At 42.2% G+C, this 23,945-nt stretch carries 25 protein-coding genes, 1 rRNA gene and 1 pseudogene; 18 read left to right on the forward strand and 9 right to left on the reverse strand.

What is annotated here, in order from left to right:
• Nucleotides 1–156 precede the first annotated feature (156 nt).
• The 3 genes from FTU91_RS10875 to FTU91_RS10885 all read left to right on the forward strand — a co-directional run bounded on the left by FTU91_RS10875 (nucleotide 157) and on the right by FTU91_RS10885 (nucleotide 3,946).
• A complete protein-coding gene (locus tag FTU91_RS10875; protein WP_180082165.1) occupies nucleotides 157–1,362 on the forward strand; it encodes an acetyl-CoA C-acetyltransferase in 1,206 nt (401 codons plus the stop codon).
• Nucleotides 1,363–1,373: 11 nt separating this feature from the next.
• Nucleotides 1,374–3,506, forward strand: coding sequence for a 3-hydroxyacyl-CoA dehydrogenase NAD-binding domain-containing protein (locus FTU91_RS10880; protein WP_180082166.1), 2,133 nt, complete (start codon nucleotides 1,374–1,376; stop codon nucleotides 3,504–3,506).
• Between the two features lie 170 nt (nucleotides 3,507–3,676).
• Nucleotides 3,677–3,946: a DUF4199 domain-containing protein gene (locus tag FTU91_RS10885; protein ID WP_180082167.1), complete on the forward strand. Its 270-nt coding sequence runs from the start codon at nucleotides 3,677–3,679 to the stop codon at nucleotides 3,944–3,946.
• A gap of 67 nt (nucleotides 3,947–4,013) precedes the next feature.
• On the opposite strand, the gene FTU91_RS10890 is transcribed toward FTU91_RS10885, so the two are convergent.
• Both FTU91_RS10890 and FTU91_RS10895 read right to left on the reverse strand, forming a co-directional pair.
• On the reverse strand, nucleotides 4,014–4,439 hold the full coding sequence (locus FTU91_RS10890; protein ID WP_180082168.1) for a GNAT family N-acetyltransferase: 426 nt from the start codon (nucleotides 4,437–4,439) through the stop codon (nucleotides 4,014–4,016).
• Between the two features lie 58 nt (nucleotides 4,440–4,497).
• Nucleotides 4,498–5,720: pseudogene (locus FTU91_RS10895) on the reverse strand (SAM-dependent methyltransferase).
• Nucleotides 5,721–5,822: 102 nt separating this feature from the next.
• Here FTU91_RS10895 and FTU91_RS10900 point away from each other — a divergent pair.
• Together FTU91_RS10900 and FTU91_RS10905 are read left to right on the forward strand one after the other, a co-directional pair.
• Entirely contained in the window at nucleotides 5,823–6,464 is a 642-nt protein-coding gene (locus FTU91_RS10900; protein WP_086195705.1) for a hemolysin III family protein, read from the forward strand.
• Nucleotides 6,465–6,608: 144 nt separating this feature from the next.
• Nucleotides 6,609–7,925 (forward strand): MFS transporter, encoded by a 1,317-nt coding sequence (locus FTU91_RS10905; RefSeq protein WP_086195706.1) that lies wholly within the window; start codon nucleotides 6,609–6,611, stop codon nucleotides 7,923–7,925.
• Nucleotides 7,926–7,978: 53 nt separating this feature from the next.
• Here the strand turns inward: FTU91_RS10905 and FTU91_RS10910 are convergent, their stop codons facing one another.
• Complete coding sequence (locus tag FTU91_RS10910) at nucleotides 7,979–8,323, reverse strand: hypothetical protein (protein ID WP_180082169.1); 345 nt, start codon at nucleotides 8,321–8,323, stop codon at nucleotides 7,979–7,981.
• Nucleotides 8,324–8,410: 87 nt separating this feature from the next.
• Complete coding sequence (locus FTU91_RS10915; RefSeq protein WP_180082170.1) at nucleotides 8,411–9,421, reverse strand: metallophosphoesterase; 1,011 nt, start codon at nucleotides 9,419–9,421, stop codon at nucleotides 8,411–8,413.
• Between the two features lie 204 nt (nucleotides 9,422–9,625).
• Here FTU91_RS10915 and FTU91_RS10920 point away from each other — a divergent pair, with 204 nt between their 5' ends.
• Nucleotides 9,626–11,167, forward strand: a complete 1,542-nt coding sequence (locus tag FTU91_RS10920; protein WP_306669541.1) for a phospholipase D family protein — start codon at nucleotides 9,626–9,628, stop codon at nucleotides 11,165–11,167.
• A 16-nt stretch (nucleotides 11,168–11,183) separates the two neighbouring features.
• Here FTU91_RS10920 and FTU91_RS10925 read toward each other — a convergent pair whose 3' ends face one another.
• The gene (locus tag FTU91_RS10925) at nucleotides 11,184–12,008 is read right to left on the reverse strand and encodes a 1-acyl-sn-glycerol-3-phosphate acyltransferase (RefSeq protein ID WP_180044090.1); all 825 of its coding nucleotides are present in this window, start codon (nucleotides 12,006–12,008) and stop codon (nucleotides 11,184–11,186) included.
• Nucleotides 12,009–12,365: 357 nt separating this feature from the next.
• Here FTU91_RS10925 and hflX point away from each other — a divergent pair, with 357 nt between their 5' ends.
• The 7 genes from hflX (at nucleotide 12,366) to FTU91_RS10960 (ending at nucleotide 17,311) form a co-directional block, all read left to right on the forward strand.
• The gene (hflX, locus tag FTU91_RS10930) at nucleotides 12,366–13,697 is read left to right on the forward strand and encodes a ribosome rescue GTPase HflX (RefSeq protein ID WP_180044091.1); all 1,332 of its coding nucleotides are present in this window, start codon (nucleotides 12,366–12,368) and stop codon (nucleotides 13,695–13,697) included.
• A 43-nt stretch (nucleotides 13,698–13,740) separates the two neighbouring features.
• Nucleotides 13,741–14,112 carry a hypothetical protein gene (locus tag FTU91_RS10935; RefSeq protein ID WP_180044093.1) on the forward strand — a complete coding sequence of 124 codons (372 nt, stop codon included), beginning with the start codon at nucleotides 13,741–13,743 and terminating at the stop codon, nucleotides 14,110–14,112.
• Nucleotides 14,113–14,121: 9 nt separating this feature from the next.
• Nucleotides 14,122–14,796, forward strand: coding sequence for an LrgB family protein (locus FTU91_RS10940; protein ID WP_180082172.1), 675 nt, complete (start codon nucleotides 14,122–14,124; stop codon nucleotides 14,794–14,796).
• Nucleotides 14,797–14,888: 92 nt separating this feature from the next.
• A complete protein-coding gene (locus tag FTU91_RS10945; protein ID WP_086195714.1) occupies nucleotides 14,889–15,335 on the forward strand; it encodes a DUF2147 domain-containing protein in 447 nt (148 codons plus the stop codon).
• Nucleotides 15,336–15,494: 159 nt separating this feature from the next.
• Nucleotides 15,495–15,941 carry a DUF2147 domain-containing protein gene (locus tag FTU91_RS10950; protein ID WP_180082173.1) on the forward strand — a complete coding sequence of 149 codons (447 nt, stop codon included), beginning with the start codon at nucleotides 15,495–15,497 and terminating at the stop codon, nucleotides 15,939–15,941.
• Between the two features lie 312 nt (nucleotides 15,942–16,253).
• The gene (locus FTU91_RS10955) at nucleotides 16,254–16,703 is read left to right on the forward strand and encodes a DUF2147 domain-containing protein (RefSeq protein ID WP_166170901.1); all 450 of its coding nucleotides are present in this window, start codon (nucleotides 16,254–16,256) and stop codon (nucleotides 16,701–16,703) included.
• Between the two features lie 158 nt (nucleotides 16,704–16,861).
• Complete coding sequence (locus tag FTU91_RS10960) at nucleotides 16,862–17,311, forward strand: DUF2147 domain-containing protein (RefSeq protein ID WP_086195717.1); 450 nt, start codon at nucleotides 16,862–16,864, stop codon at nucleotides 17,309–17,311.
• Between the two features lie 49 nt (nucleotides 17,312–17,360).
• Here the strand turns inward: FTU91_RS10960 and FTU91_RS10965 are convergent, their stop codons facing one another.
• From FTU91_RS10965 to pdxA, 3 genes are read right to left on the reverse strand one after another with little or no spacing between them, the layout of a single operon-like run.
• Complete coding sequence (locus FTU91_RS10965) at nucleotides 17,361–18,221, reverse strand: symmetrical bis(5'-nucleosyl)-tetraphosphatase (protein WP_180082174.1); 861 nt, start codon at nucleotides 18,219–18,221, stop codon at nucleotides 17,361–17,363.
• The gene (gene rsmA, locus FTU91_RS10970) at nucleotides 18,222–19,034 is read right to left on the reverse strand and encodes a 16S rRNA (adenine(1518)-N(6)/adenine(1519)-N(6))-dimethyltransferase RsmA (RefSeq protein ID WP_180044099.1); all 813 of its coding nucleotides are present in this window, start codon (nucleotides 19,032–19,034) and stop codon (nucleotides 18,222–18,224) included.
• 30 nt (nucleotides 19,035–19,064) lie between these two features.
• Nucleotides 19,065–20,033, reverse strand: coding sequence for a 4-hydroxythreonine-4-phosphate dehydrogenase PdxA (pdxA, locus tag FTU91_RS10975; protein WP_180044101.1), 969 nt, complete (start codon nucleotides 20,031–20,033; stop codon nucleotides 19,065–19,067).
• A 770-nt stretch (nucleotides 20,034–20,803) separates the two neighbouring features.
• On the opposite strand from pdxA, the gene rplM reads away from it, so the two are divergent.
• The 5 genes from rplM to FTU91_RS11000 all read left to right on the forward strand — a co-directional run bounded on the left by rplM (nucleotide 20,804) and on the right by FTU91_RS11000 (nucleotide 23,728).
• Nucleotides 20,804–21,232 carry a 50S ribosomal protein L13 gene (gene rplM / locus FTU91_RS10980; RefSeq protein WP_004811299.1) on the forward strand — a complete coding sequence of 143 codons (429 nt, stop codon included), beginning with the start codon at nucleotides 20,804–20,806 and terminating at the stop codon, nucleotides 21,230–21,232.
• 12 nt (nucleotides 21,233–21,244) lie between these two features.
• The gene (gene rpsI / locus FTU91_RS10985; protein ID WP_068974925.1) at nucleotides 21,245–21,631 is read left to right on the forward strand and encodes a 30S ribosomal protein S9; all 387 of its coding nucleotides are present in this window, start codon (nucleotides 21,245–21,247) and stop codon (nucleotides 21,629–21,631) included.
• 332 nt (nucleotides 21,632–21,963) lie between these two features.
• The gene (locus FTU91_RS10990; RefSeq protein ID WP_166170909.1) at nucleotides 21,964–22,614 is read left to right on the forward strand and encodes a glutathione S-transferase N-terminal domain-containing protein; all 651 of its coding nucleotides are present in this window, start codon (nucleotides 21,964–21,966) and stop codon (nucleotides 22,612–22,614) included.
• A gap of 12 nt (nucleotides 22,615–22,626) precedes the next feature.
• Entirely contained in the window at nucleotides 22,627–23,058 is a 432-nt protein-coding gene (locus FTU91_RS10995) for a ClpXP protease specificity-enhancing factor (protein WP_180082175.1), read from the forward strand.
• Nucleotides 23,059–23,077: 19 nt separating this feature from the next.
• Nucleotides 23,078–23,728, forward strand: a complete 651-nt coding sequence (locus FTU91_RS11000) for a hypothetical protein (RefSeq protein ID WP_180082176.1) — start codon at nucleotides 23,078–23,080, stop codon at nucleotides 23,726–23,728.
• Between the two features lie 107 nt (nucleotides 23,729–23,835).
• On the opposite strand, the gene rrf is transcribed toward FTU91_RS11000, so the two are convergent.
• Nucleotides 23,836–23,945 (reverse strand): 5S ribosomal RNA (gene rrf / locus FTU91_RS11005); the annotation flags it as partial.

Below are 23,945 nucleotides of genomic sequence, written 5' to 3' on the forward strand. Positions count from 1 at the left end.
GTTCCACTTTAGATATTTGTTTAAGATGAGATGTAACTCATTGAAATGTGTCATCATATTCGTCGTCAGAAAACAAGTATTATGCCATTATTTCAATGAGTTATCTTTTTTTGTCGTGTACAAAGAAAAATTTTAAAATCATAAAAGGGAAATGCCATGAGCGAGGCTTATATCATTGATGCCATTCGCACACCACGCGGAAAAGGAAAAAAGGATGGTTCACTGTATGAAGTGAAACCGATCACCCTACTCACCACATTGCTGAATGAATTAAAAGACCGTCATCAACTCGATACTTCAAAGGTTGATGATATTGTCCTGGGCTGTGTCACGCCGATTGGCGACCAGGGTGCTGATATTGCCAAAACGGCCGCCATTGCTGCAGGTTGGGATAATGATGTAGCGGGTGTGCAAATCAACCGTTTCTGTGCATCTGGACTTGAAGCCGTGAATATGGCGGCCATGAAAATCCGTTCAGGCTGGGAAGATATAGTGGTTGCTGGTGGCGTTGAATCTATGTCGCGCGTACCAATGGGTTCAGATGGCGGCCCTTGGGCACTGGACCCTGAAACCAATATGGCCTGTGACTTTATTCCGCAAGGCATTGGTGCCGACCTGATTGCTACCATTGATGGATACAGCCGTGCCGATGTAGATACTTTTGCAGAGCAGTCACAAAAGAAGGCCGCTGCCGCACAAGCCAATGGCTATTTCGACAAATCAGTTGTGCCGGTAAAAGATAAAGCCTGTGTGGTGATTTTGGATAAAGACGAATTCATCAAACCGACTACCACAGCAGAAAGCTTGGGCAAACTGAATCCAAGCTTCGCCATGACGGGTCAAATGGGTTTTGATGCTATTGCCCTGCAAAAATATCCAGAAGTAGGTGCTGTGAACCATGTACATCACGCAGGTAATTCATCAGGCATCGTCGATGGTGCAGCGGTGGTTTTGGTGGCTTCTGAAAAGGCAGTACGAGAACAAGGCTTAAAACCACGTGCCAAAGTATTAGCTACAGCACTGGTTGGTACTGATCCCACCATCATGTTGACCGGCCCTGCTCCAGCCGCACGTAAAGCCTTGGAAAAAGCCGGTTTAACGATTGATGATATAGACCTGTTCGAAGTGAATGAAGCCTTTGCTGCCGTGGTGATGCGTTTCATTAATGAACTCAATGTTGATCCGGCCAAAGTCAATGTCAACGGCGGTGCAATTGCTCTGGGACATCCACTGGGTGCAACCGGTGCCATGATTTTGGGCACCCTACTGGATGAGCTGGAACGCCAAGGCAAGAAACGTGGTTTGGCAACACTATGTGTCGGTGGCGGTATGGGCATCGCAACCATTATTGAATTGGTATAAGGAGAAGAAAAATGAGCGCAATTCAATTTGAAAAAAATGCCGACAATATCGTCATATTAACCTTAGATTCTCCCAACCAGTCTGCCAATACCATGAATGCAGATTTCCGCGATGCCTTAACAGCAACTGTAAAAAAGCTAAAAGCCGATGACCATATCGCAGGGATTATTTTCCGTTCCGCGAAAAAGACCTTCTTTGCCGGCGGTGATCTGGATGAGCTGATTCAGGCTACCCCTGAACATGCCACCGAATTCTTCAATATGATTGAAGAGATGAAAGCCCAGCTGCGTTATATCGAAACCCGCGGTATTCCTGTCGTTGCAGCTTTAAATGGCACAGCACTGGGTGGCGGTTGGGAACTTGCATTGTGCTGTCATCATCGTATTGCCCTGAATGATGCCAAAGCTAAATTCGGCCTGCCTGAAGTGACGCTTGGTTTATTGCCAGGTGGTGGCGGCATTGTGCGCATAGTCCGTCTACTAGGTCTGCAAAATGCATTTCCTTTGCTCATGGAAGGCAAGCAATTTGGTGTAGAAAAAGCCAAATCTTTAGGGCTGATTCACGACACAGCCGATTCTGAACAGGAGCTTTTAGACAAAGCCATCGTCTGGGTCAAAGCCCATCCGCAGTCTGCACAACTTTTCGATGTGAAAGGCTATAAAATTCCAGGTGGTACGCCATCTTCTCCTGCTGTGGCACAAATGCTGGCGATTGCGCCTACCATGCTGCGTGACAAAACCAAAGGCTGCTACCCAGCGCCTGAAGCCATTATGGCGGCAGCGGTAGAAGGTGCTCAGGTTGATGTCGATACTGCGCTGACCATTGAATCACGTTACTTTACTTACCTCGCCACCGGTCAGATTTCCAAAAACATGATCGGCACTTTCTGGCATGGTTTGAATGCAATTAAATCCGGTGCCAGCCGTCCAAAAGACATCGCCAAATGGAAAGCGTCTAAAGTTGGCATTTTAGGTGCCGGCATGATGGGTGCAGGCATTGCCTATGCCACGGCATCGAAAGGCATTCAGGTGGTTCTAAAAGATATATCTATAGAGGCTGCAGAAAAAGGCAAAGCCTATAGCCAAAAGCTTTTAGACAAGAAAGTCTCACAGGGTCATTTAAGCGCAGAGAAAAGAGAGCAAATTTTAGCCATTATTAAGACAACGGTGGATGCTGCGGACTTGCAAGGTTGCGACCTGATCATTGAAGCGGTATTTGAAAATCCCGAGCTGAAAGCCAAAGTCACGCAAGAAGCTGAACCCTATCTGGTCGATGGTGGCGTGATGGCATCCAACACCTCGACCTTGCCAATTACCGCTTTGGCACAGGCTTCTAAAAATGCGGCGAATTTTATTGGTCTGCATTTCTTTAGTCCGGTCGATAAAATGCAGCTGGTTGAAATCATCAAAGGTCAAAATACATCCAGTGAAACCTTGGCCAAGGCCTATGATTTTGTGCAGCAAATTGGCAAAACCCCGATTGTGGTCAATGACAGCCGCGGTTTCTTTACCAGTCGCGTGTTTGGCACCTTTGTTCAGGAAGGTCTGCGTTTATTGGCTGAAGGGGTGCATCCAGCCCGTATTGAAATGGCTGCGCTGAAAGCCGGGATGCCTGTGGGTCCATTGGCCATTCAGGATGAGGTCTCGCTTACCCTTTCAGAGTATGTCGCCAATGAAGCGCGAAAAGCATTACAGGTTGAAGGTAAAGAGCTACCTCGCTCAGGCGCCGACGATGTGATTCAGACCATGATTCACGAGTTTAACCGTAAAGGTAAGGCTGCCGGTGCAGGCTTCTATGACTATCCGGAAGGTGCTAAAAAGCAGCTTTGGGAGGGCCTGAAAAAATGGCTGAAAGATACGGATATTTCTGAACAGGAAATGATTGACCGTTTTCTGTTTGTGCAATCTCTGGATACTTTACGCTGCCTGGAAGAAGGTGTACTGGAATCTACGGTTGATGGCAATGTCGGCTCGATTTTCGGAATTGGTTTTGCCCCGTGGACTGGAGGTGCTTTGCAATTTTTAAATCAATACGGTCTGGAAAAAGCGCTGCTTCGTGCCAATACCCTTGAAGCTAAATATGGTGAACGTTTTAAAGCACCGCAATTGCTCAAAGACAAGATTGCCCAAGGCGAAAAAATTTAAATCTTATTGTGCAAAAATATTGTAAAAGAAGAGAAGCGAGACGCTTCTCTTCTTTTACTCGAGCATGATGCTTTTTTAAACCACAGAATCTCATCTGCTTTTACAGGGCTTTTATGTTATAAAGTTACATAAGTTCTAAATTTTTTATTTATCCAGTGGGTAGTCCTCTTATGACAAATAACTCTTCTCCTGAAAAATCATCTTGGGGTTGGAAAGCCGTCATTATTGTGTGTATTTTAGGTGCCTTATTTATGGGCATCTTTTATCTTGCCGTGAGCAACGAACCAGACTATATGCCAAGTCAAAAGCGCAATCAGACGCATACTGCACACCAGCAGCAATCTTCAGCTTCCGAACCTACTGCGGCTGAGATGAATATGACAGAACAAGAACATGCCAATATGGCAGAGCACGATGCCTCTGCTGCCCATAGTCACTGATTATAGAAAATAAAAAAAGCGGGATGAGGTATCCCGCTTTTTTACACCTACTTTAATGGCTATTGAATTACTGCAATTTTAAATACATATCAATATGCGCAATGCCGCAATCCGGATATTGCTCTCCTTCCACAGTAAAGCCCAGTCCTGCATAAAACTGCACGGCATGTACTTGAGAAGAGAGTTTCAAAAATTTGCGCTGCTCATGTTTAGCCTGCTGAATAATCTCCAGCATCAACAGCTTGCCAATGCCCTGTCTACGATAAGCCTTTAAAACCGCAACCCGGCCAATGCTATTATTTTGCAGCAGGCGCGCTGTTGCAACGGGCTGAGCTTGATCAAACACCACAAAGTGCCGAGAAATGGCATCTTGTGTATCCCATTCATCGGCAGCAGCAATGTTTTGTTCCTGAATAAAGACCTGCTCACGAATCAGTTTTGCATCGTTTTGCAATTCATTCCAACTGCCTGTGCGTATCATAAATGGGGGCATCAACCATCATCTTCCTAAAAATAAAAACATCTTTAAAACTGCTTTATTCATTCTTCGATTAACACTTACAGCCTATATCCTGCTGATCCCACTGATCATTCAGCAACAACTCCAGCGAATGTTTTTGAATGCCATACATCTGTTTTAAGGCCTGAATCTGCGCCAAAACCTGCTGATCCGGTTCACTATAATCTTTACGTTTGGTGGCCAGAATCATCTTGTTTTTACTGGTGTGTTCCAACGCCACAAATTCAAACACTTTGGTTTCATAGCCATAGGCTCTGAGCAGCAAGGCACGAATGGTATCGGTCAGCATTTCGGCCTGCTGTCCGGCATGAATGCCAAATTGCAGCATCGGTTTCAGCACTTCAGGGCTTTTCAGCTGTGGACGCAATTCTTTATGACAACACGGCGCACACATGATCATTTGCGCATTTAAGCGAATCCCGGTATGAATGGCAAAATCGGTTGCCACATCGCAGGCATGCAGCGCAATCATGACATCGAGATGTTCAGGCTGATAGGTACGAACATCGCCCTGAAAAAAATCCAGTTGCTGAAAGGCTGAACGCTGCGCAACATCCTGACAAAACTCCACCATTTTCGGATTGAGCTCTACACCTGTAACAAAAGGCATCTGCCCATGTTTGGCCAGATAGTCATATAAAGCAAAAGTCAGATAACCTTTGCCTGAACCAAAATCAACCACACGCAGTGCATGATCATGTTGGTTAATCTGATCCAGAGCACCCGAGAAAATTTCGACAAATTTATTAATCTGTTTCCATTTACGTGCCATGCTCGGAATAATCTGTGCTTTATGGTCGGTAATGCCCAGCGGCTGTAGAAAATAGCTGTCTTGATCGACATAGCGATGCTTGGTACGGTCATGGTCTTGCTGGGTCTCTGCAGGATTCACTATCGTAATCGCCTTTTTACTGCTGCTCAGCATGGCTTTCTTCTTGTTTTTTTCAGTTGCAGTTCTTCACTCGCGGTAAACAGATTGGCCTGCTTCGATTTCGCCAACAATGACTGCACCAAGGGCACGGCTTCAGCCAAAGGGTAATTTTTAGTGACATCCTGCGTCTTATAACGATACAGACAACTGAGCACAGGCTGGTTTTGCAGTGAAATGACTCTTAAGATCATTTTCTCCAGATGTTCCAGCTCACCTTTATACTGGCTAATAATCATTCGATCAAAACTATGTGTTTCAATGGCTTGCTGAAAAGCATCTAAGAATTTTTGTTCCTGAATAAAAGGAGAAGCCGCTTGAGACATACATATCACTCGAATAAATTAGGTCATCAGTTTAAAACTTCTTACTTTAAAGGTAAAATTGCATTACTATACAAGTGTATTTTTAATTATAGAAAATAAATAATGACGACTTCTCAACTGCAGGCTTATGATCCACATGAAGAAAAAATTAATGCGATCAGTCATGCACTTGGCGCATTATTAGCGCTTATTGCCAGTATTTTTATGCTGATCAAAGGCAGTGATTTACCGCTTGGGCAATTTGTCAGCTTGTGTGTGTACGCACTCAGTATGATTTTACTTTTTTCTGCTTCCAGCCTGTATCATTTTGCCGAATCACCACAACGGCGTGGCTGGTACAAAAAACTGGACCATACTGCCATTTATTATCTGATTGCAGGAACCTATACCCCGTTCCTGTCCATCGCCCTGCCTACGGCTAAAGCGCATTATTTATTAATTGCCCTTTGGCTGATTGCGCTGATTGGCACACTATTCAAATTGGTTTTCATTCATCGTTTCCAGAAAATTTCACTCATCGCCTATTTGGTCATGGGATGGCTGGCCTTACTGGTCATGGATGACATGCAACGCTATTTAAGTGCCGAGGCGTTAACCTATTTGATCGTTGGTGGACTTGCATACACTGTGGGTGCATTGTTTTATGCGTTAAAAAAGGTAAGATACACCCACGCTATCTGGCATATTTTTGTATTGATCGGTGCAGGATCACATTTTCTGTCTATCTATCTTTACGTGATTTAATCCTCTCATTCTTCATTTCAGTGACCCTGAGCGAGTTGAGTAGAGAAGATTCTTCGTTGTTTTTTTAAGAAATTACGCCTTTTTTAAAAAGATTACGCTTTTAAAACTAAGCTTTTTTTATTTTTAGTAAGTGTAAGGTCATCCATGGCGTCATCAGATTCTATTGCTGCTTCAGCAGAAGTCGCAACCAATTCAAAATTCCGCGTTCTTACTGCAAGCCTTGTCGGTACAACAATCGAGTTCTTCGATTTTTATATTTATGCAACAGCGGCAGTGATTATTTTTCCCCATCTGTTCTTTCCGGCAAGTACAGACCCAACCACAGCAACCATTCAGTCTTTGGCCACCTTTGCGATTGCCTTTATTGCGCGTCCGATTGGTGCTGCCCTGTTTGGACATTTGGGTGACCGGATTGGCCGTAAGGCAACTCTGGTCGCAGCCTTACTGACGATGGGTATTTCGACCGTCTGTATTGGCTTACTGCCCACTTATGCTCAAGTGGGTCTTGCTGCACCCTTATTGCTTGCGCTTTGCCGTTTAGGTCAAGGACTGGGCTTGGGAGGTGAATGGAGTGGTGCTGTTCTTCTGGCCACTGAAAATGCGCCTGAAGGTAAACGTGCCTGGTACGGTATGTTCCCGCAACTTGGAGCCCCAATCGGCTTTATCCTGGCGACAGGTTCTTTCATCACCCTTGGTGCATTCATGTCGGAACAGGAATTTATGCAATGGGGCTGGCGTATTCCGTTTATTTCAAGTGCTTTACTGGTGATTGTGGGTTTATGGATTCGCCTGAAACTGCATGAAACGCCTGCCTTCCAAAAAGTATTGGATAAACAGAAAGAAGTAAATATTCCATTTAAAGAAGTGTTGACCAAACACTGGGGCATGCTGATTCTGGGTACTATCGCTGCCATCTGTACCTTTGTGGTGTTCTACTTAACCACAGTGTTCGCCTTAAACTGGGGAACCACCAAACTCGGTTACACACGTTCCGAATTTCTGCAACTGCAACTGGTTGCCACTTTATGCTTTGCGGCATTCATTCCACTTTCTGCCGTTTTTGCGGAAAAATTTGGTCGCAAAGCCACTTCAATTGGCGTATGTATTGTTTCAGCATTGTTTGGCCTGGTGTTCTCAAGCATGCTTGAATCTGGCAGCACTGTTGTCGTTTTCCTATTCTTATGTATTGGTCTGGCGATCATGGGCTTAACCTATGGCCCGATTGGTACGGTACTGTCTGAAATTTTTCCGACTTCAGTACGTTATACCGGTTCAGCATTAACCTTTAACCTCGCTGGTATTTTTGGCGCATCTTTTGCACCTTTAATTGCAACCAAGCTTGCAACGACTTATGGTTTATATGCTGTAGGTTATTATTTAACTGCAGCTTCTATCCTTTCACTGCTTGCCTTCCTGGCCATTCGTGAAACCAAACATGATGATGTAAACAACCAGGTTTAATGTCATCTAGACATAAAAAAACCAGCGTGATCAGGCTGGTTTTTTTATGTTTCTCAGATCTGTTCATCACTGAGCATTTCTTGATATAGCTCTTCAAACACCGCTCGATCGCCACCGGCATTGTAATAACTCGGCACAATGTAAGTCACCAGCTGGCGATATCGCTCTGTGCCATATAAATGATCCAGCAAAGCTTCCACATTATTTTCATCAATCCCAAAGGCCGTGATCAGTTGCTGAAACTTTTGATAAAATGTGCGCGCAAATTCTTGCGTGTTCACTACATCCGCCTCTGCTTGCTGAAAATACGTTTCTAAGGCAATTAAACCGGCTTCAAGCTGTGCCGATTGAGGTTCTGTTAAAGCAAAAAACTGACCAACCTCTTCTAAAAAAGACATGCTCTTCTCCTATTTTGTTCTCATTGTTATAAAACAATCTTGTTGTACGGTATGTCAAAAATTGTTCCTAGAACCGATCTTCAAGATTTAAACCAATTCAATAATATCAATGGTCGGCGGTACGCGAAAACGAAAGGGCACACCGACCATTCCTGTACCTACCGTCACAAAGACATCGGCATTTTCATGCTGGTACAAACCCTTTTTATGTCCCAAGATGGAGACTTTTTTCATGATGTAGTTGGTCAGCCAAGGCAGTTCCACCTGCCCACCATGGGTATGCCCCGACAGCATAAGAGGACGGGTCGGCAATTGCGGCACCATATCCACCGTATCCGGGTTATGTGACAAAATCACCCAGGGTTTGTCTTGCGGCAAATCCGGCATGTAGCGCATATCGGTTTTTCCAGCCCATAAATCGCCCACGCCAAGCAATCTGAACTCATCAAATTCAATCATCTGTCCTTCAATATCAATCACATTATTGACTTTAAGTGCATGCCGCAACAGGTTTTGAATCGGTGGTCCCGGGTACTGCTCATCATGATTGCCATTCACCGAATACACCGGTGCATTGATGTCTTGCAAAATGGCCAGTTCATCGGCCAGCTTGTTTTCAGGTTCATAGGTCCAGTCCCCTGCCACCACCACCAGATCAGGATTCTGCCGATTAATTTTATCGACAATAATTTTCAATTGGCGTTCATGCCCGGAAAACAGACCAATATGCAAATCGGCAATCAAGGCAATTTTGACGGGGCTTTGCAGATTTTGCTCCGGATGGAGCTGATATTGCAAAGTTTTAACCATGACATGCTGAGGTTCGATAAAACGGGCATAAATCAGCACGCAGCTCAGCAAGAAAATAAACACCGCTTGGTGAATCGAGTAATAACCACTCCAACCAGCAAACAGGCTAAAGAAAAATAAAGGGAAAAGTAAATAAGATAAATAAAAGGCCAATAAATGTACAAAGGCCTTAAAGGGATGAATAGTTTCTGTCCGTGTCTGGCTTAACCAAGCCTGTGCGATACCCCACACCGCAAGCAGAGCGAAACAAATATAAAAATAAAAAGCAACTGCGTGCGAATCCCACATATTATCGTCTCTAATCATTACGATGATATTACATCATTCATCTATTCTGATATTTATCTTTTCACAGCTCACAATTATACTCAAACCAATTTTTGGTATTGATTACACCCTATGACGCGATCTTCTCATCAGCTCACACACTTAAACAGTGGTCAATCCCCTAGCGCAGCTAGCTATAAAACCACCGTATTATTAAGTTGTAGTCTGCTGCTCGGAATTCCGGCATGTTCCACCCTTCCCAAACAAATACCACAGCCTGTTGAATATTCATTTGATACCAAAACCGAACAGACTTCACTGGCTAAAATCATTGTGCCCTTGAGGGAACAAAACCCAAACCTGACCGGTTATCATGTGCTGTACGACCCGCTTGAGGCATTGGCAGCACGTATCCATTTAATTGATAAAGCAGAAAAAACTTTAGATTTACAATACTACATTTGGGACAACGATAAAATTGGCGCGCTGGCCCTGCACTCCATCATTCAGGCAGCTGACCGAGGGGTAAAGGTCCGTTTATTAATGGATGACAACAATGCCAAAAAGATGGAAGGCATTTATCTTGCCCTCGACCAGCATCAGAATATTGATGTGCGTCTGTATAATCCTTACCGTTTTAGACATTATCGTGCCATGGACATGGTACTGGACTTAAAACGGATTAACCGCCGCATGCATAACAAAAGCTTTATTGCAGACAACCAGATTGCATTAATTGGCGGTCGCAATATGAGTAACCAGTATTATAACGTTAGTGACAATTATCAGTTTTCCGATGTCGACGTGATGCTGGTCGGCGCTGCATCGGATGAAATTATTCATTCCTTCGATGAATACTGGAATGATGATTATGCTTTTCCGGTCAAGCAAATTGTCAATCCCCGACATTATTCCTTGCGTTTTGACAGCCTGAAAAAACAGCTTGAGGAACACTCCCAAAACATTACCGTACAGAATTATCTCGATTTAGCCACCCGATCGCATGCTTTTGAAAACTGGCTGAATAACAGTATTCAATTTGACTGGGTCAAGGCAGAAGTCGTCAGTGATTCACCCAGTAAAATCCGGGCAAAAGCCAAAAAAGAACAACATCTGAATTTTCAGCTGATTAACCGTTTAGAAAAACCCGAACACAGCGTCGATATTATTTCAGCCTATTTTGTCCCGGAAAAAAAAGGCGAGAAAATGCTGAGTGATCTGGCGCAAAACAATATTAACGTCCGGGTACTGACCAATTCCTTTAAAGCCAATGACGTGGCTTTGGTTCATGCTTTCTATGGCAAATATCGCAAGGATTTACTTCAGAATAATGTCCAGCTTTACGAGTTTCTGTCTGTTCCGGAAAGCGAAAACCTGAATGCCCATACCCAGGAAATTGCAGAAAAAGCCAAAGTCAGCATCAAAGGTTTAAGCCGTTCCAGCCTGCATGCCAAACTGATGGCTATTGATGAAAAACAGGTGTTTATTGGCTCTTTTAATCTTGACCCACGTTCCGCCTATTTGAATACCGAAATTGGAGTATTGCTGGACAGCCCGAACCTGGCCAAAGCGGTCCACTCCACCATGGATCAAAACCTGTCTAAATATGCCTACAAACTGGTGTTAGATGCCAACAATAAAATCAACTGGCAAATTAAAGGTCATGATGGCAGCATTAAAACTTACCAAAAAGAACCCAAGATGAAATGGTGGCAAAAAGCCGGGGTTAAAATAATTTCATGGTTACCGGTTGAAGGTTTTATGTAAGCTGCAATGGTATTCACTAGTCATGCAAAGACTCAGGCGGCTTTTTCAGTGCTTTCTGCTGTAACTGTGCTAAACCGGCAATCATCTGGGTATGTACGGCTTCCGTTAAACTTTCAACATCATGTCCTTCCACGGCAATTGCCGGTAAAGCCATGAGATGAACCATCACCTTTGGCATTTCCAAAACGTTTTTAACATGGTCCGCAAAACTAATATCACCGATGAATGGTGCCACCGTATCCAGCTCTCCCTCTTGATTCACATAACAAATCAGACAAATTTGCACCGGACGATTTGCGTCAATGGCGGCACCTAAAATACGGCCATAGATTTTTTTAATTTTGCTGCCATCAGAAGTAGTGGCTTCTGGAAAAAATAATACCGGAATATCACGTTTTAAAAATGTGGTAATTTGCTCTTTAATTTTAATTGAATCACCCGAACCACGTTTAATAAATAATGTGCCACCGCCCTTGGCCAGTTTGCCAAATAAAGGCCATTTTTCAATTTCAGCTTTGGCCAAAAAGAATACCCGGGCACTTGAACCCAACACTGCAATATCCAGCCACGAAACATGGTTACTCACCCACAGTGCCGGCTCACGTGGAATTACTCCATGCACTTGAATCTCAAGGTTAAATACCTTGCATAATTCGCGGCAGAAATGCTGTACATAACGCGTATTACATGGATTGTTCGGATCTTTATATAAGCGATGACGAAAAACCAGATAAAATCCTTGAATAATTGCCGCTAAACCAGCCAATAACTTTTTGCTATATAAGAAAAATTTAGACAAGCCATTTAACGATGAACTTTCAGTTACGGAGGATTGGGTCATAGATGGATCACTAATTATTAGCTGCAGCGTTTAATCATTTATTTGCTGTCATTCTATACTGTTCATTTTGAACTTGCATTGATCATAAAAACCTAAATCAACCAATAAAACCAGTAAATCATTTATTTTTATCACCAATAAAGAGCTTGAATCATGTGCTGAAAATTAAAAACAAGGCTCAGATACATCTCTGTGATTTTCTGCTTTTCATCACTGCCTTCTAGAGGTTCCTGCTCATAAAAACACGCCCTGGACTGAATATCTTGTTACGATGCTTTGTTAAGTTTTTGCTATTTTTCCCTTTGCCTGTTCATTTTCAACTAAAATAAAATTTTAACGCAGTAGAGATCATCTTTAGTGGAATATTTTGAGCAACATCAGGGTGGTGAACGAACAATCTTAGTGAGTGTATCGGTACAGCTATTAGATGACCTTGATGCAGAAGAATTTCGTTTACTGGCAGAATCTGCCGGTGCTGAAATTTTAGACCATATTAACGCTCAACGTATTAAACCCGATCCCAAACTGTTTATCGGCTCTGGCAAGGCAGAAGAAATCGCTTCTCTTGTACAGGACCTTGAAGCTAATCTGGTCATTTTCGATCATTCACTGACACCCGCTCAAGCCCGTAATTTAGAAAAAATCATGCTCTGCCGTGTGGTGGACCGTACCGAACTGATTTTGGATATTTTTGCGCAACGTGCCCGGACCTATGAAGGTAAATTGCAAGTCGAACTGGCACAGTTACAGCACCTCTCCTCGCGCTTAGTGCGCAGCCGCAGTAATCTTGACAGTCAAAAAGGCGGGATTGGCTTGCGTGGCCCGGGTGAAACCTTGCTGGAAACAGACCGCCGTCTACTGCGTATCCGCATGGGGCAACTCAAAACCAAACTGGATAAAGTCCGCCAGACCCGCATGCAAGGTCGTGTTGCACGGCAAAAGGCTGCTGTTCCGACTGTCTCTTTAGTCGGTTATACCAATGCCGGTAAATCCACCCTGTTTAATATTTTGGCCAACAGCGATGTTTACGCGGCAGATCAGCTGTTTGCAACATTAGACCCTACACTGCGCCGCCTGGAATGGGATGGTATTGGACGTTTGGTGCTGGCAGATACCGTAGGTTTCGTGCGTAATCTCTCGCATTCCTTGGTCGAGTCCTTTAAGGCAACGTTGGAAGAAACGCTGGAAGCCACCTTACTGCTGCATGTGATTGATTCCAGCAGCCCGGATATGCTGGAACAGATTGAAGCGGTAGAATCGGTACTCAAGGAAATTGGTGCCAATGTCCCGGTACTGCGCGTCTATAACAAAATTGATGTCAGCGGTGAAGATGCCAAGATTGTTTATGCCAAACCGCATATGCCCGATCGGGTATATGTATCCGCACACTCAGGCCAGGGTTTAGACCTGCTACGTCAAGCGGTACAAGAATGTTTGATGGGCCAAATTCAAAGCTTTGAGCTGATGTTAAAGCCTGCCTATGGCAAATTGCGCACCCAACTCTATGCATTGAATGTCATTCAATCTGAAAATTATGATGATGTCGGTAATCTGCATTTGCATGTGATTATGGCACCGCAAAAGCTGGAACAGCTGATTAAACAGGCTCATTTGCCTATAGATGAAATTCTGGGGCACAAAGCTGCACAATTTAAACGGCCGCTTGAGGAATTTGAAATAAAAAGATAAATCGGTTAAAACGTGACAAGTGTAATTATAATTGTTGGTAAAAATGGACTGGATAAAAACAACGGACTGGCCAGCCTGGATTGGCACCGTGGCATTAATCATCTGCTTCCGTGAAGGAGCCGTATGGGTAACCACACAATTTCATCATCCTGAACTGGGTAATCTGGTGGGCTTGATCAGCCTATTGGTAACTTTATTTATTTGGAGAAGTTTCAAGAAATTACCCAGTCGCTTGGTCGATACCAATAACAAGATCATGAAAGAAAGTGCCTTTGCCTTTTTGCCAATTAGCGCAGGGTCCTTGATTATGCTGACTCAAATGGGCAAAGAAATGCCGGCTTTTCTACTGGTGATGTTTGTCAGCACCCTGATTCCTTTGTGGGTCTATGCAAAAATGTCCAAGCGCTGGTTATAGGGAAATTATATGTTTACAGTACTCTCCGGTTTTTTTATCACCCTGATCGCCTATCTGGTCGCAAAACCGATCAATAAACGCCTGCCGCAAATTCCGGTCATTGTGATTGGCATGTTTTTGATTATTGGCCTGTTGTTGTCATTCGGGATTCGTTATGAATCTTATATGGCACAGGTCAATCCGCTTTTTAATCGCCTCTTGGGCTATGTCACCGTTGCATTGGCCATTCCTCTTGCCGCTATGCGTTATGATGATCTGCCGCTGAAAACCATGCTCGGAATTCTGGTGTTTGCCAGTATCAGTGCGGTCGCGCTACCGATGGGACTTGCCTATTTACTGCATATGACCGATTCCAGCATTATGGCTTTTGCTACACGCGCCGTGACTACCCCCATCGCAATTAATATTGCCACCCTGTTACATGCACCTATGAGTATGGTCATTCTTATTGTGATTTTATCCGGTGTAATTGGAGCAGCCTTTTCTCCCTTGATCCTGCGCCATATCAATGATGAACGCGCTTCGGGTCTGGCATTAGGTTTGGCTGCGCATGCCATTGGAACAGCACAGGCATGGCAAAGAGGCAGTGTGGCGGGACGCTATGCTGCATTTGGCATGGCAGTGAATGCTGTATTTACTGCCATATGGCTGCCTACTTTTATACTTTATTTACAAAAAATGTGACCAAACAGTCATTTGCATTGATAATGATTGTTGCTTGTCAAAAATACTCCTAGTATCAGGAGTACTGTCAGTGGAATGAAGGAACATTCAAAATGGTCAAGATGAAACTTACTATTGCATTAATCTGCTCAACTTTAGCGAGTTTTGCCCTAGCTCAAGACCTTACAGGAACGTGGAAAAATATTGATGATAAAACCGGTTCATCAAAAGCCATTCTTGAAATTCGCCAGGAAAATAATGGCACTTATACCGCACAAGTAGTCAAAGTCACTCCGCGTCCTGGCTATACTCCCAAAGAAATTTGCGTCAAATGCCCGGCACCTTATACCAATCAGCCCATTCTAGGCATGGATGTCTTGAAAGGTTTAAAACATATAGAAGGACCCAACTATGCGAATGGTAAAATTATCGATCCGCTATCTGGTCATATCTACAGTATGAAAGCGAAATTAAGTCCAAATGGTAAACGCTTAACCCTGCGTGGTTATGTTGGGGTTTCAGCGTTAGGCCGTAGTCAGACCTGGATTAGAAATGACTAAATATGACAAAAAGCCACACTATGTGGCTTTTTTCTTCACTGATATTTAAATAATTCACATTATATTTCATTTTTATGAAGCAGTGGTTTGACTAATTTTTAAACGATAACTATATCTTTATATAAATTAAAAAAATATTTTCCACACACAGGAATTGATATGAAGAAAAATCTATTATTTGCTGCTTTTGCCAGTTTAGTTTGTAGTGGGAACGTATTGGCAAATGATCTTAGCGGAACATGGAAAACCATTGACGATAAAACAGGCTCATCAAAAGCCATTCTGGAAATGCGCCAAGAAAGCAATGGAACTTATACGGCAAAAATTGTAAAAGTCACTCCTCGTCCAGGTTATACCCCGAAAGAGACCTGTGTAAATTGTCCAGCACCTTATACCGACAAACCTATCTTAGGATTAGATGTTTTAACGGGATTAAAATCTATCGGTGATAATCAGTTTGTAAATGCCAAAGTTCTTGATCCACTGAATGGTAAAATCTATAGCGGCAAAGCAAAATTAAGTCCGAATGGTAAACGTCTCACTCTACGCGGTTATGTCGGTGTATCCGCACTCGGCCATAGTCAAACCTGGATTAAACAAGATTAAATGATACACATGGTCGTGTACTAGACTCTTTAACAGGAAAAATAATAACTTGAAAGGATGAATTACACCGAATGCTAAACGTTTTATATTATGTGGATATGTAGTAATTATGGCTCTGGGTCGAACTCAAATCTGGATTAGAAACGACTAAATATGACAAAAAGCTGTACTATCTGGCTTTATTATTCACTGATTTTTAAATAATTCACATTATTCTTCATTTTCATGAACCACTATATTGACTATTTTATAAACAATCCAAATATAGTTTTTAAATTAAAAAAATTATTCACCACAACCGCAGGAATATATATGAAAAAAAATATCTTACTTGCTGCTCTTGCCATTGTAGTTTTTAGTGGGAATGTATTGGCACAAGATCTATCAGGTACTTGGCAACAAATTGATGATAAAACCGGTTCACCCAAAGCAATTATCGAAATCAGTAAAGATACAAACGATATTTATACCGGTAAGATCGTCAAAGTAACCCCTCGTCCAGGTTATATACCGCAAAAAACATGCAACAAATGCCCTGCACCCTATACCAATCAGCCTATTTTAGGTATGGATGTACTCACCGGATTAAAGCATGTAGAAGGTACAAATAACTATGAAAAAGGCCGGGTCATCGATCCTTTAGCAGGTAAAATTTATGATGCCAAAGTTCGACTGAATGCGAGCGGAAAACGTCTCACTTTACGTGGCTACATCGGTATTTCAGCATTGGGTCGCAGTCAAACCTGGTTACGGGTCGATTAATTCAAATCCCTGTTTTTAATTAAAAAGCCACAATATCGTGGCTTTTTATCCAAATCAGCTTAAAACTGTTTGCTTGACTCTAGAGTATATTGACTAATTACTTTATCTATCTAATATATCCGTTAATTAGAAAATGAAAGATTAAGTGAGAGTCTTATATGCAAAAGAATCTATTGCTGGCTGCTTTTGCTGCTGCACTTTTCAGTGGAAATGTTTTCGCAGAAGACATTTCTGGAACATGGCAACAAATTGATGATAAGACCGGTGCTGCGAAAGCGATTATTAAAATTAATAAAGAAAACAATAATACATTTACCGGGAAAATTATTAAAGTTACTCCTCGCCCAGGTTATACCCCACGAGAGACATGTAATAATTGCCCAGCACCCTATACCAATCAGCCAATTTTAGGTATGGAAATTCTGAAGGGCTTAAAACATGTATCTGGAACCAATAACTACGAAAAAGGCCGTGTTATAGATCCTCTAGCAGGTAAAGTTTATGACGCCAAAATCAGACTGAATGCAACAGGCAAGCGTTTAACATTAAGAGCCTATATGGGTATTTCCACCTTGGGGCGCAGCCAGACCTGGATCAGACTTGACTAAGCAAGTTTAAATATAAAAAAGCCACATGATGTGGCTTTTTTATTATGGCTTAGCTTGAGGATGACATCACCGGATTATCGACTTTAAACAATTGTTGATCTTCTAATCGATAAGCAATCAGTTGATTTCCCCAAACACACCCCCCATCCACATTTTGAATCTGGGGCGTAATGGTTTTCCCTTGTAATCCAGCCCAGTGTCCAAAGATAATTTGATGGGTTTTAGCCGCTTTGGACTCAAAGTCAAACCATGGCTGAAAGCCTTCAGGCATAGGATCATCCAGAGAATCTTTAAAACTGAATTCCATTTGTCCTTCTGCATTGGTTAAACGCATACGGGTCAAGTAGTTAGTAATGCAACGTAAACGGGCATGACCCTGCAAATCATCCGACCAACAATTTGGCTCTTTGCCATACATGTTAGCCAAAAAAGCATCGACCACGTCAAAGTCATCATGACCAATTACTGCCTCAACTTCCTTAGCTAAAACCACTGTTTGTTCCGCCGTCCAATTCAGCGGGATCCCTGCATGGGTCAAAACCGTATGTTCATTCGGAAATAAACATAAAGGCTGTTTACGCAGCCATTCGATCAAATCATCACTTTCCAAAGCATGAATGACATCATCAATATTGTCTTTGGGATTAATCTCTTTAGTCCCACGTGCCACAGCCAATAAATTAAGGTCATGATTACCTAAAACCGTTGCAGCAACCCCCTTATCAACCAGCTTTTTGATAAAGCGTAAAGCCCCAATCGAATTTTCACCACGTGCAACCAAGTCACCCGCAAACCAAAGAAAATCTTGATCTGCATCAAACTGAATCGTTTTAAGTAATATTTTCAAAGCTTCAAAACAGCCCTGAATATCACCAATCACATAATTGTATCGAATATTCGAAGCTGCCATTTAATCCACCATTTGATCTGCTAATGCTACAAATTGAGCCAGCGTTAAAGTCTCGGGGCGCGCCATCGGATCGACACCTGCTTTCTCAAATCCCTCTTCAACCAGCATACCTTTCAAACTGTTACGCAGCGTTTTACGACGCTGGGTAAAGACATGGGACACCAGACGGGCCAAGGCTTTTTCATTCTTGGCCACAATCGGTTTAACAGCATAAGGCTCCAGACGAAAGACGGCAGAAGTGACTTTTGGTGGTGGATTAAATGATCCCGGTGGCACTTCAAACAGGAAAGTCGGTTTGCAGTAATACTGGATCATCACCGACAAACGGCCATATTCTTTGGTATTGGGTGATGCAGTAATACGGTCAACCACTTCTTTTTGCAGCATGAAGTGCATATCTTTAACTTTGTCACCAAATTCCAGGAGATGGAATAACAATGGCGTTGAAATGTTGTATGGCAGGTTACCAACCACACGTAGCGGACGGCCTTCTTGGAACAACTCTGTGAAGTCGTATTTCAATGCATCTGTTTCAACAATCGTTAAACGCTCAGGATGCGGTACACGACCTGGCAAACCTGCTGCCAAGTCACGGTCAAGCTCAACCACAGTTAAGGCATCACACTCCCCAATTAAAGGTGAGGTTAAAGCTGCAAGACCCGGGCCAATTTCAACAATGTTATCGCCCGAACGCGGGTTCACCGAACGTACAATTTTCGCAATGACACGTTGGTCATGTAAGAAGTTTTGCCCAAAACGCTTACGCGTATGATGCCCTTCGTGTTTGGGGTTTAAGGCATTAATCTGATACATAAACATTTCCAACGTGTAATAAAGACAAGATCACTGAAGCGCAAGTTCGAGCGCCAAATCCACAGCCACATACAAGCTCGAGCTTTTTGCCAGACCTGTACCTGCAAGGGAGAGTGCTGTGCCATGATCGACAGAAGTTCGGATAAACGGTAAGCCCAAAGTAATATTGATGGCTTCACCAAAACCCTGTGATTTTAACACAGGTAAGCCCTGATCGTGATACATCGCCAATACAGCATCGGCATCTTTTAAATTGTCCGGGGTAAATAGCGTATCGGCAGGCAAACTCAGGCTCATATTGATCCCTTGCGCACGATAAGTTTCCAGCACAGGATTAATCACCTCAATTTCTTCCATCCCCAAATAACCATCTTCCCCAGCATGCGGATTTAAACCACACACCAAAATATGCGGATGATCAATCCTGAATTTGGTTTTTAAATCGTGGATTAAGATATCAATCACCTGATGCAGGCGCTCAGGCGTAATCGCATCAGGCACATCACGTAAAGCCAGATGCGTAGTCACCAGTGCCACCCTTAAAGTCTTGGTGGCCAGCATCATCACCACCCGATCGACACCCGCAAATTCCTGATAATACTCAGTATGACCACTAAAATGGATACCCGCTTCATTGATAATGGATTTCTGTACGGGCGCGGTGGCTACACCGACACTTTTGCCTGTCATGGCGTAATCTGCAGAACGACGTAATTGTTCCAGCACATATGCTGCATTTTGGGCATTCAGTTGCCCCAAAACCACTTCTGTATTTAAGGGCACATGTTCGACATAAAGCTGCCCTTGAGCTGAAGATTCTAATTGTCCTTGATATTCAATTAGTTCAATCTCTTTCTTTAATAATTCGGCACGTTGCTTTAATAAATGAATATCGGCTAGTACCACAATCGGACGTTCATCAACACGATCCGCTAAACTTAAACAAATATCTGGACCAATACCAGCAGGTTCACCACTCGTAACATATAAAGGAATCATAATTTATCCAAGAAGCTCAATATTCAACATTATAACGCGAATGCTAAACAAGAAAGCTGAAGCTGAGCAAAACCACATATAGATCAACTAGTTTAATCAACAAAACAACTGGTAATTAGCAATACATCGATATTTTTTACTTTAATAGATTTCTTTCATAAGTCGTTTTAATGACTATAAGTTGTTCATAATACGAAAATAAAAAATTGATTTTTTTAGCAAGTATTCGATTCATGAGTGTGGCATGGATGCCACCACGTTTCCCATCACGACAAGGAAGTCGTGTATGGGGAACAAAAGGTTTTTGTCTACTTTTGACCTTTCAAAAGTAGAGAGATTGCCTACGCAAAGGCATCAAAATGAAATCCATCAGATGATGGCCGTGCTGATTTTAAAAATCAGATTGAACATATTTAAATTTATGAAAGGTGTCTAATATTTCAATAAAAACAAAATTTTAAATTTTCATCATCGCTTATCTAAAATACTGAATGGTACAGGTTCTCAATTCGATAAAATCGTATCTATTGCTTTTAAGCAAAACATGCAAAATTCACAGTTGCAGAACTAAAAGCCAATATTTTTATCTTCATTTACCGCCCCCCGTTTTAGATTTCCCAACACTTCCATTTTCATCCTTGTTCTTTTAAAATATAGCGCTTGAAATTTTATATTTTCATTGTGGTTCTACTGACTTTCAGGTAGAATTCGGTCTCCTTTTGTTTGGACAGATTCCACCGTCCAAACCAACTATAATAGGTAGTGGTTTAATGAAAACTCTCAGCGCTAAGCCAGCTGAAGTTCAACACGACTGGTACGTTGTTGATGCTTCTGGCAAAACTTTAGGTCGTCTTGCGACTGAAATCGCTCGTCGTTTACGCGGTAAGCATAAAACTTCTTATACTCCTCACGTTGACACTGGCGATTACATCGTTGTGATCAATGCTGAACAAGTTCAAGTGACTGGTAAAAAATCACTTGATAAGAAATATTATCGCCATACTGGTTTCCCTGGTGGTATTCGTGAAACTAATTTCGAGAAATTAGTTGCTCACAAACCAGAAGAAATTTTCCAACGCGCTGTAAAAGGCATGTTGCCAAAAGGTCCTCTTGGTTATGCAATGATCAAAAAAATGAAAGTGTACGCTGGTACTGAGCATCCACATACTGCTCAACAGCCACAAGTTTTGGACATCTAAGGGATACAGCACATGGCTACTAACTATGGTACAGGTCGCCGTAAGACCGCAACTGCACGTGTTTTCCTATCAGCTGGTACTGGTAAACTCGTAATCAACAACCGTACTCTTGAACAGTACTTCGGTCGCGAAACTGCTCGTATGGTTGTTCGTCAACCTTTAGAGCTTCTAGAAGCTACTGAAAAATATGACCTTTACATCACTGTTGCTGGTGGTGGTATTGGTGGTCAAGCTGGCGCTATCCGTCACGGTATTACTCGTGCATTGATCGCTGCTGACGAAACTTTAAAACCTGCTCTTCGTCAAGCTGGTTTCGTTACTCGTGATGCTCGTGAAGTTGAACGTAAGAAACTTGGTTTACGTAAAGCTCGTAAACGTCCTCAATTCTCTAAACGTTAATTCGTTTACCGAATCGGACAAAAAACCCTGGATTATCCAGGGTTTTTTTATGGGACTTAAATTTTAATCCGGATAAATATTTCATCTTACTGTTCATGCACATCCTTACCCCACACGCCTTCATGGCACCAGAAAGATTTGGTGAGATAATAATTCGCAAGACCAATCAAAATAAACAGTAAGATTATCGCCAGTTTGATCAGCATCTTGTTTTCCTCCAGTTATTTTTTCTTATCATCTTTCTATCTTAACCCCAATTGCGCTTTTATGCTTCGTGCTTTTTAGCTTGAATTTTAGTATCCTATTCCATTCATTTATCACTGTTTCGGATTATGTCAATCGAAAATGCACATCTACAAGGAATTACGCTTTACAGTCATGCGGATGATTTTCGCTCCCACTGGATACGCTATGTACTTGCAGAGAAGCAAATCAAATATAATCTAATTATTGTAGATGAAGACGATGAGGATCTGGCCAGTCTCAATCCCTATAATCAACTCCCCATGCTGATTGAAAATGATTTAAAATTATTTAATTCCAGCATTATTTCTGAATATCTAGACGATCGCTACCGTCAGAACAAACTCTATGCCGATGCACCAATGCCACGAGCAGAGCAACGTCAATATATCTGGCGTTTTGAACAGGACTGGTTAAAACTGGCAGATATCATGCTGCGACATCCAGATACCCTGAATGAACAAGAGAAAGCGAAAGCTCAAAAGCAACTTAGAGATACACTTATTTCACTCACGCCATTATTTCAGCATTTCCCCTATTTTATGTCTGAAAATTTTACAATTTTAGATTGTATGCTGGCACCTATTTTTATACGGTTAAAGGCGATGGGTATCGAATTGCCTAAACAGCATTGCCGTCCTATTCACTTATATTGTCAACGAATTTTTAGTCGACCTGCATTCATCAAATCTTTAACCATGCAGGAAAAAAACCGCTACAGCGAATTTTTAGTAAATTAATCGAGCAAAATCATGTCTGATCAAGAATTGAATCTCACCCCTACCCGACCTTATTTAGCACGCGCTATCTATGAATGGATTTGTGACAATAACCTGACCCCATATTTATTGGTTGATGCGACTCAGCCCAACACCATGGTACCGGAACAATTCATTCAAGATGGCCAGATCGTTTTAAATATCGTTCCTCATGCAGTGCATAAACTACATATGAGCAATGATGCAATCACCTTCTCTGCGCGTTTTGGTGGCGTTTCACGTGACATCTATGTACCCTTAAATGCAGTATTGGGGATTTATGCACGCGAGAATGGACAAGGTTTGTTCTTTGATCCAAATGAATATGAAGGTATCCAAATTACTGAAGATACTTTAAAATCAACCACAACATCAGAAGAAACTGAACAACCTAAGAAAAAACCAAGCCTACGGTTATTAGATTAAAATAATATGGAGCAAGTGAATGGCTTTTGATTTAGTACAATATTTTGCTGAGCAGATTAACAATCAAAAGCCTCAGCTTCTCGAACACTATTCTAGAGAAGATCGAAAAACATATCTGTTAGAAATTAATACACTGGTATTAGGTAAACTCATTTCACTTTGGCGAACTGACGATAAAAAAGTTTATCAGGAGATTTCTTCACCCGATGATCTGTTTATTCAAGAGGTTGCGCGACACCTTACAACATCTTCAAAAAATCAGTCCACCCTGCCTAAAAATGAATTAGAATCAACAGTAACTGAAATATTAAAATTACAACTGGCAGAATTAAAACAGCTTAATGACATTGGAAACCTGAATATCAGAGGTTTACGTGAACTGATTTTAGGACAGATTGAACACTTATCTGGGCAGGCTTCTGATTGGGTTTGGTCAACAAATGATCTAACAGAATTAAAAGGCTCTAAACCAATTGAGCAAGAAGAGATATCATTAGACTTAACAATGAAGGAGTTTAGTCAAATGGTTCACCAGAATATCCAGCAGCATGATGATGTTGAAGAAGTTTCAGTTGTAAGCACCCCAACTTGGGCAAAGATTGTTGAGCCTGTCGTTGCAATCGCAATTCTTTGGGTACTGACCTCTGCAGCATGTAATATTTTTGCTTAAAATTTGCAAAAATTCCGATCTTAAAACCAGCAAATGCTGGTTTTTTTATTACTTATATTTTCCCTACCAAAAAAAGCCCCCTCGTTTGAGGGGGCTTTTGAATAATGAGCTGGCGATGACTTACTCTCACATGGGTAATCCCACACTACCATCAGCGCTAAGAGGTTTCACTTCTGAGTTCGGGAAGGGATCAGGTGGTTCACTCTTGCTATGGTCG

This window comes from Acinetobacter sp. YH12201 (assembly GCF_013418145.1).
GTDB lineage: Bacteria > Pseudomonadota > Gammaproteobacteria > Pseudomonadales > Moraxellaceae > Acinetobacter.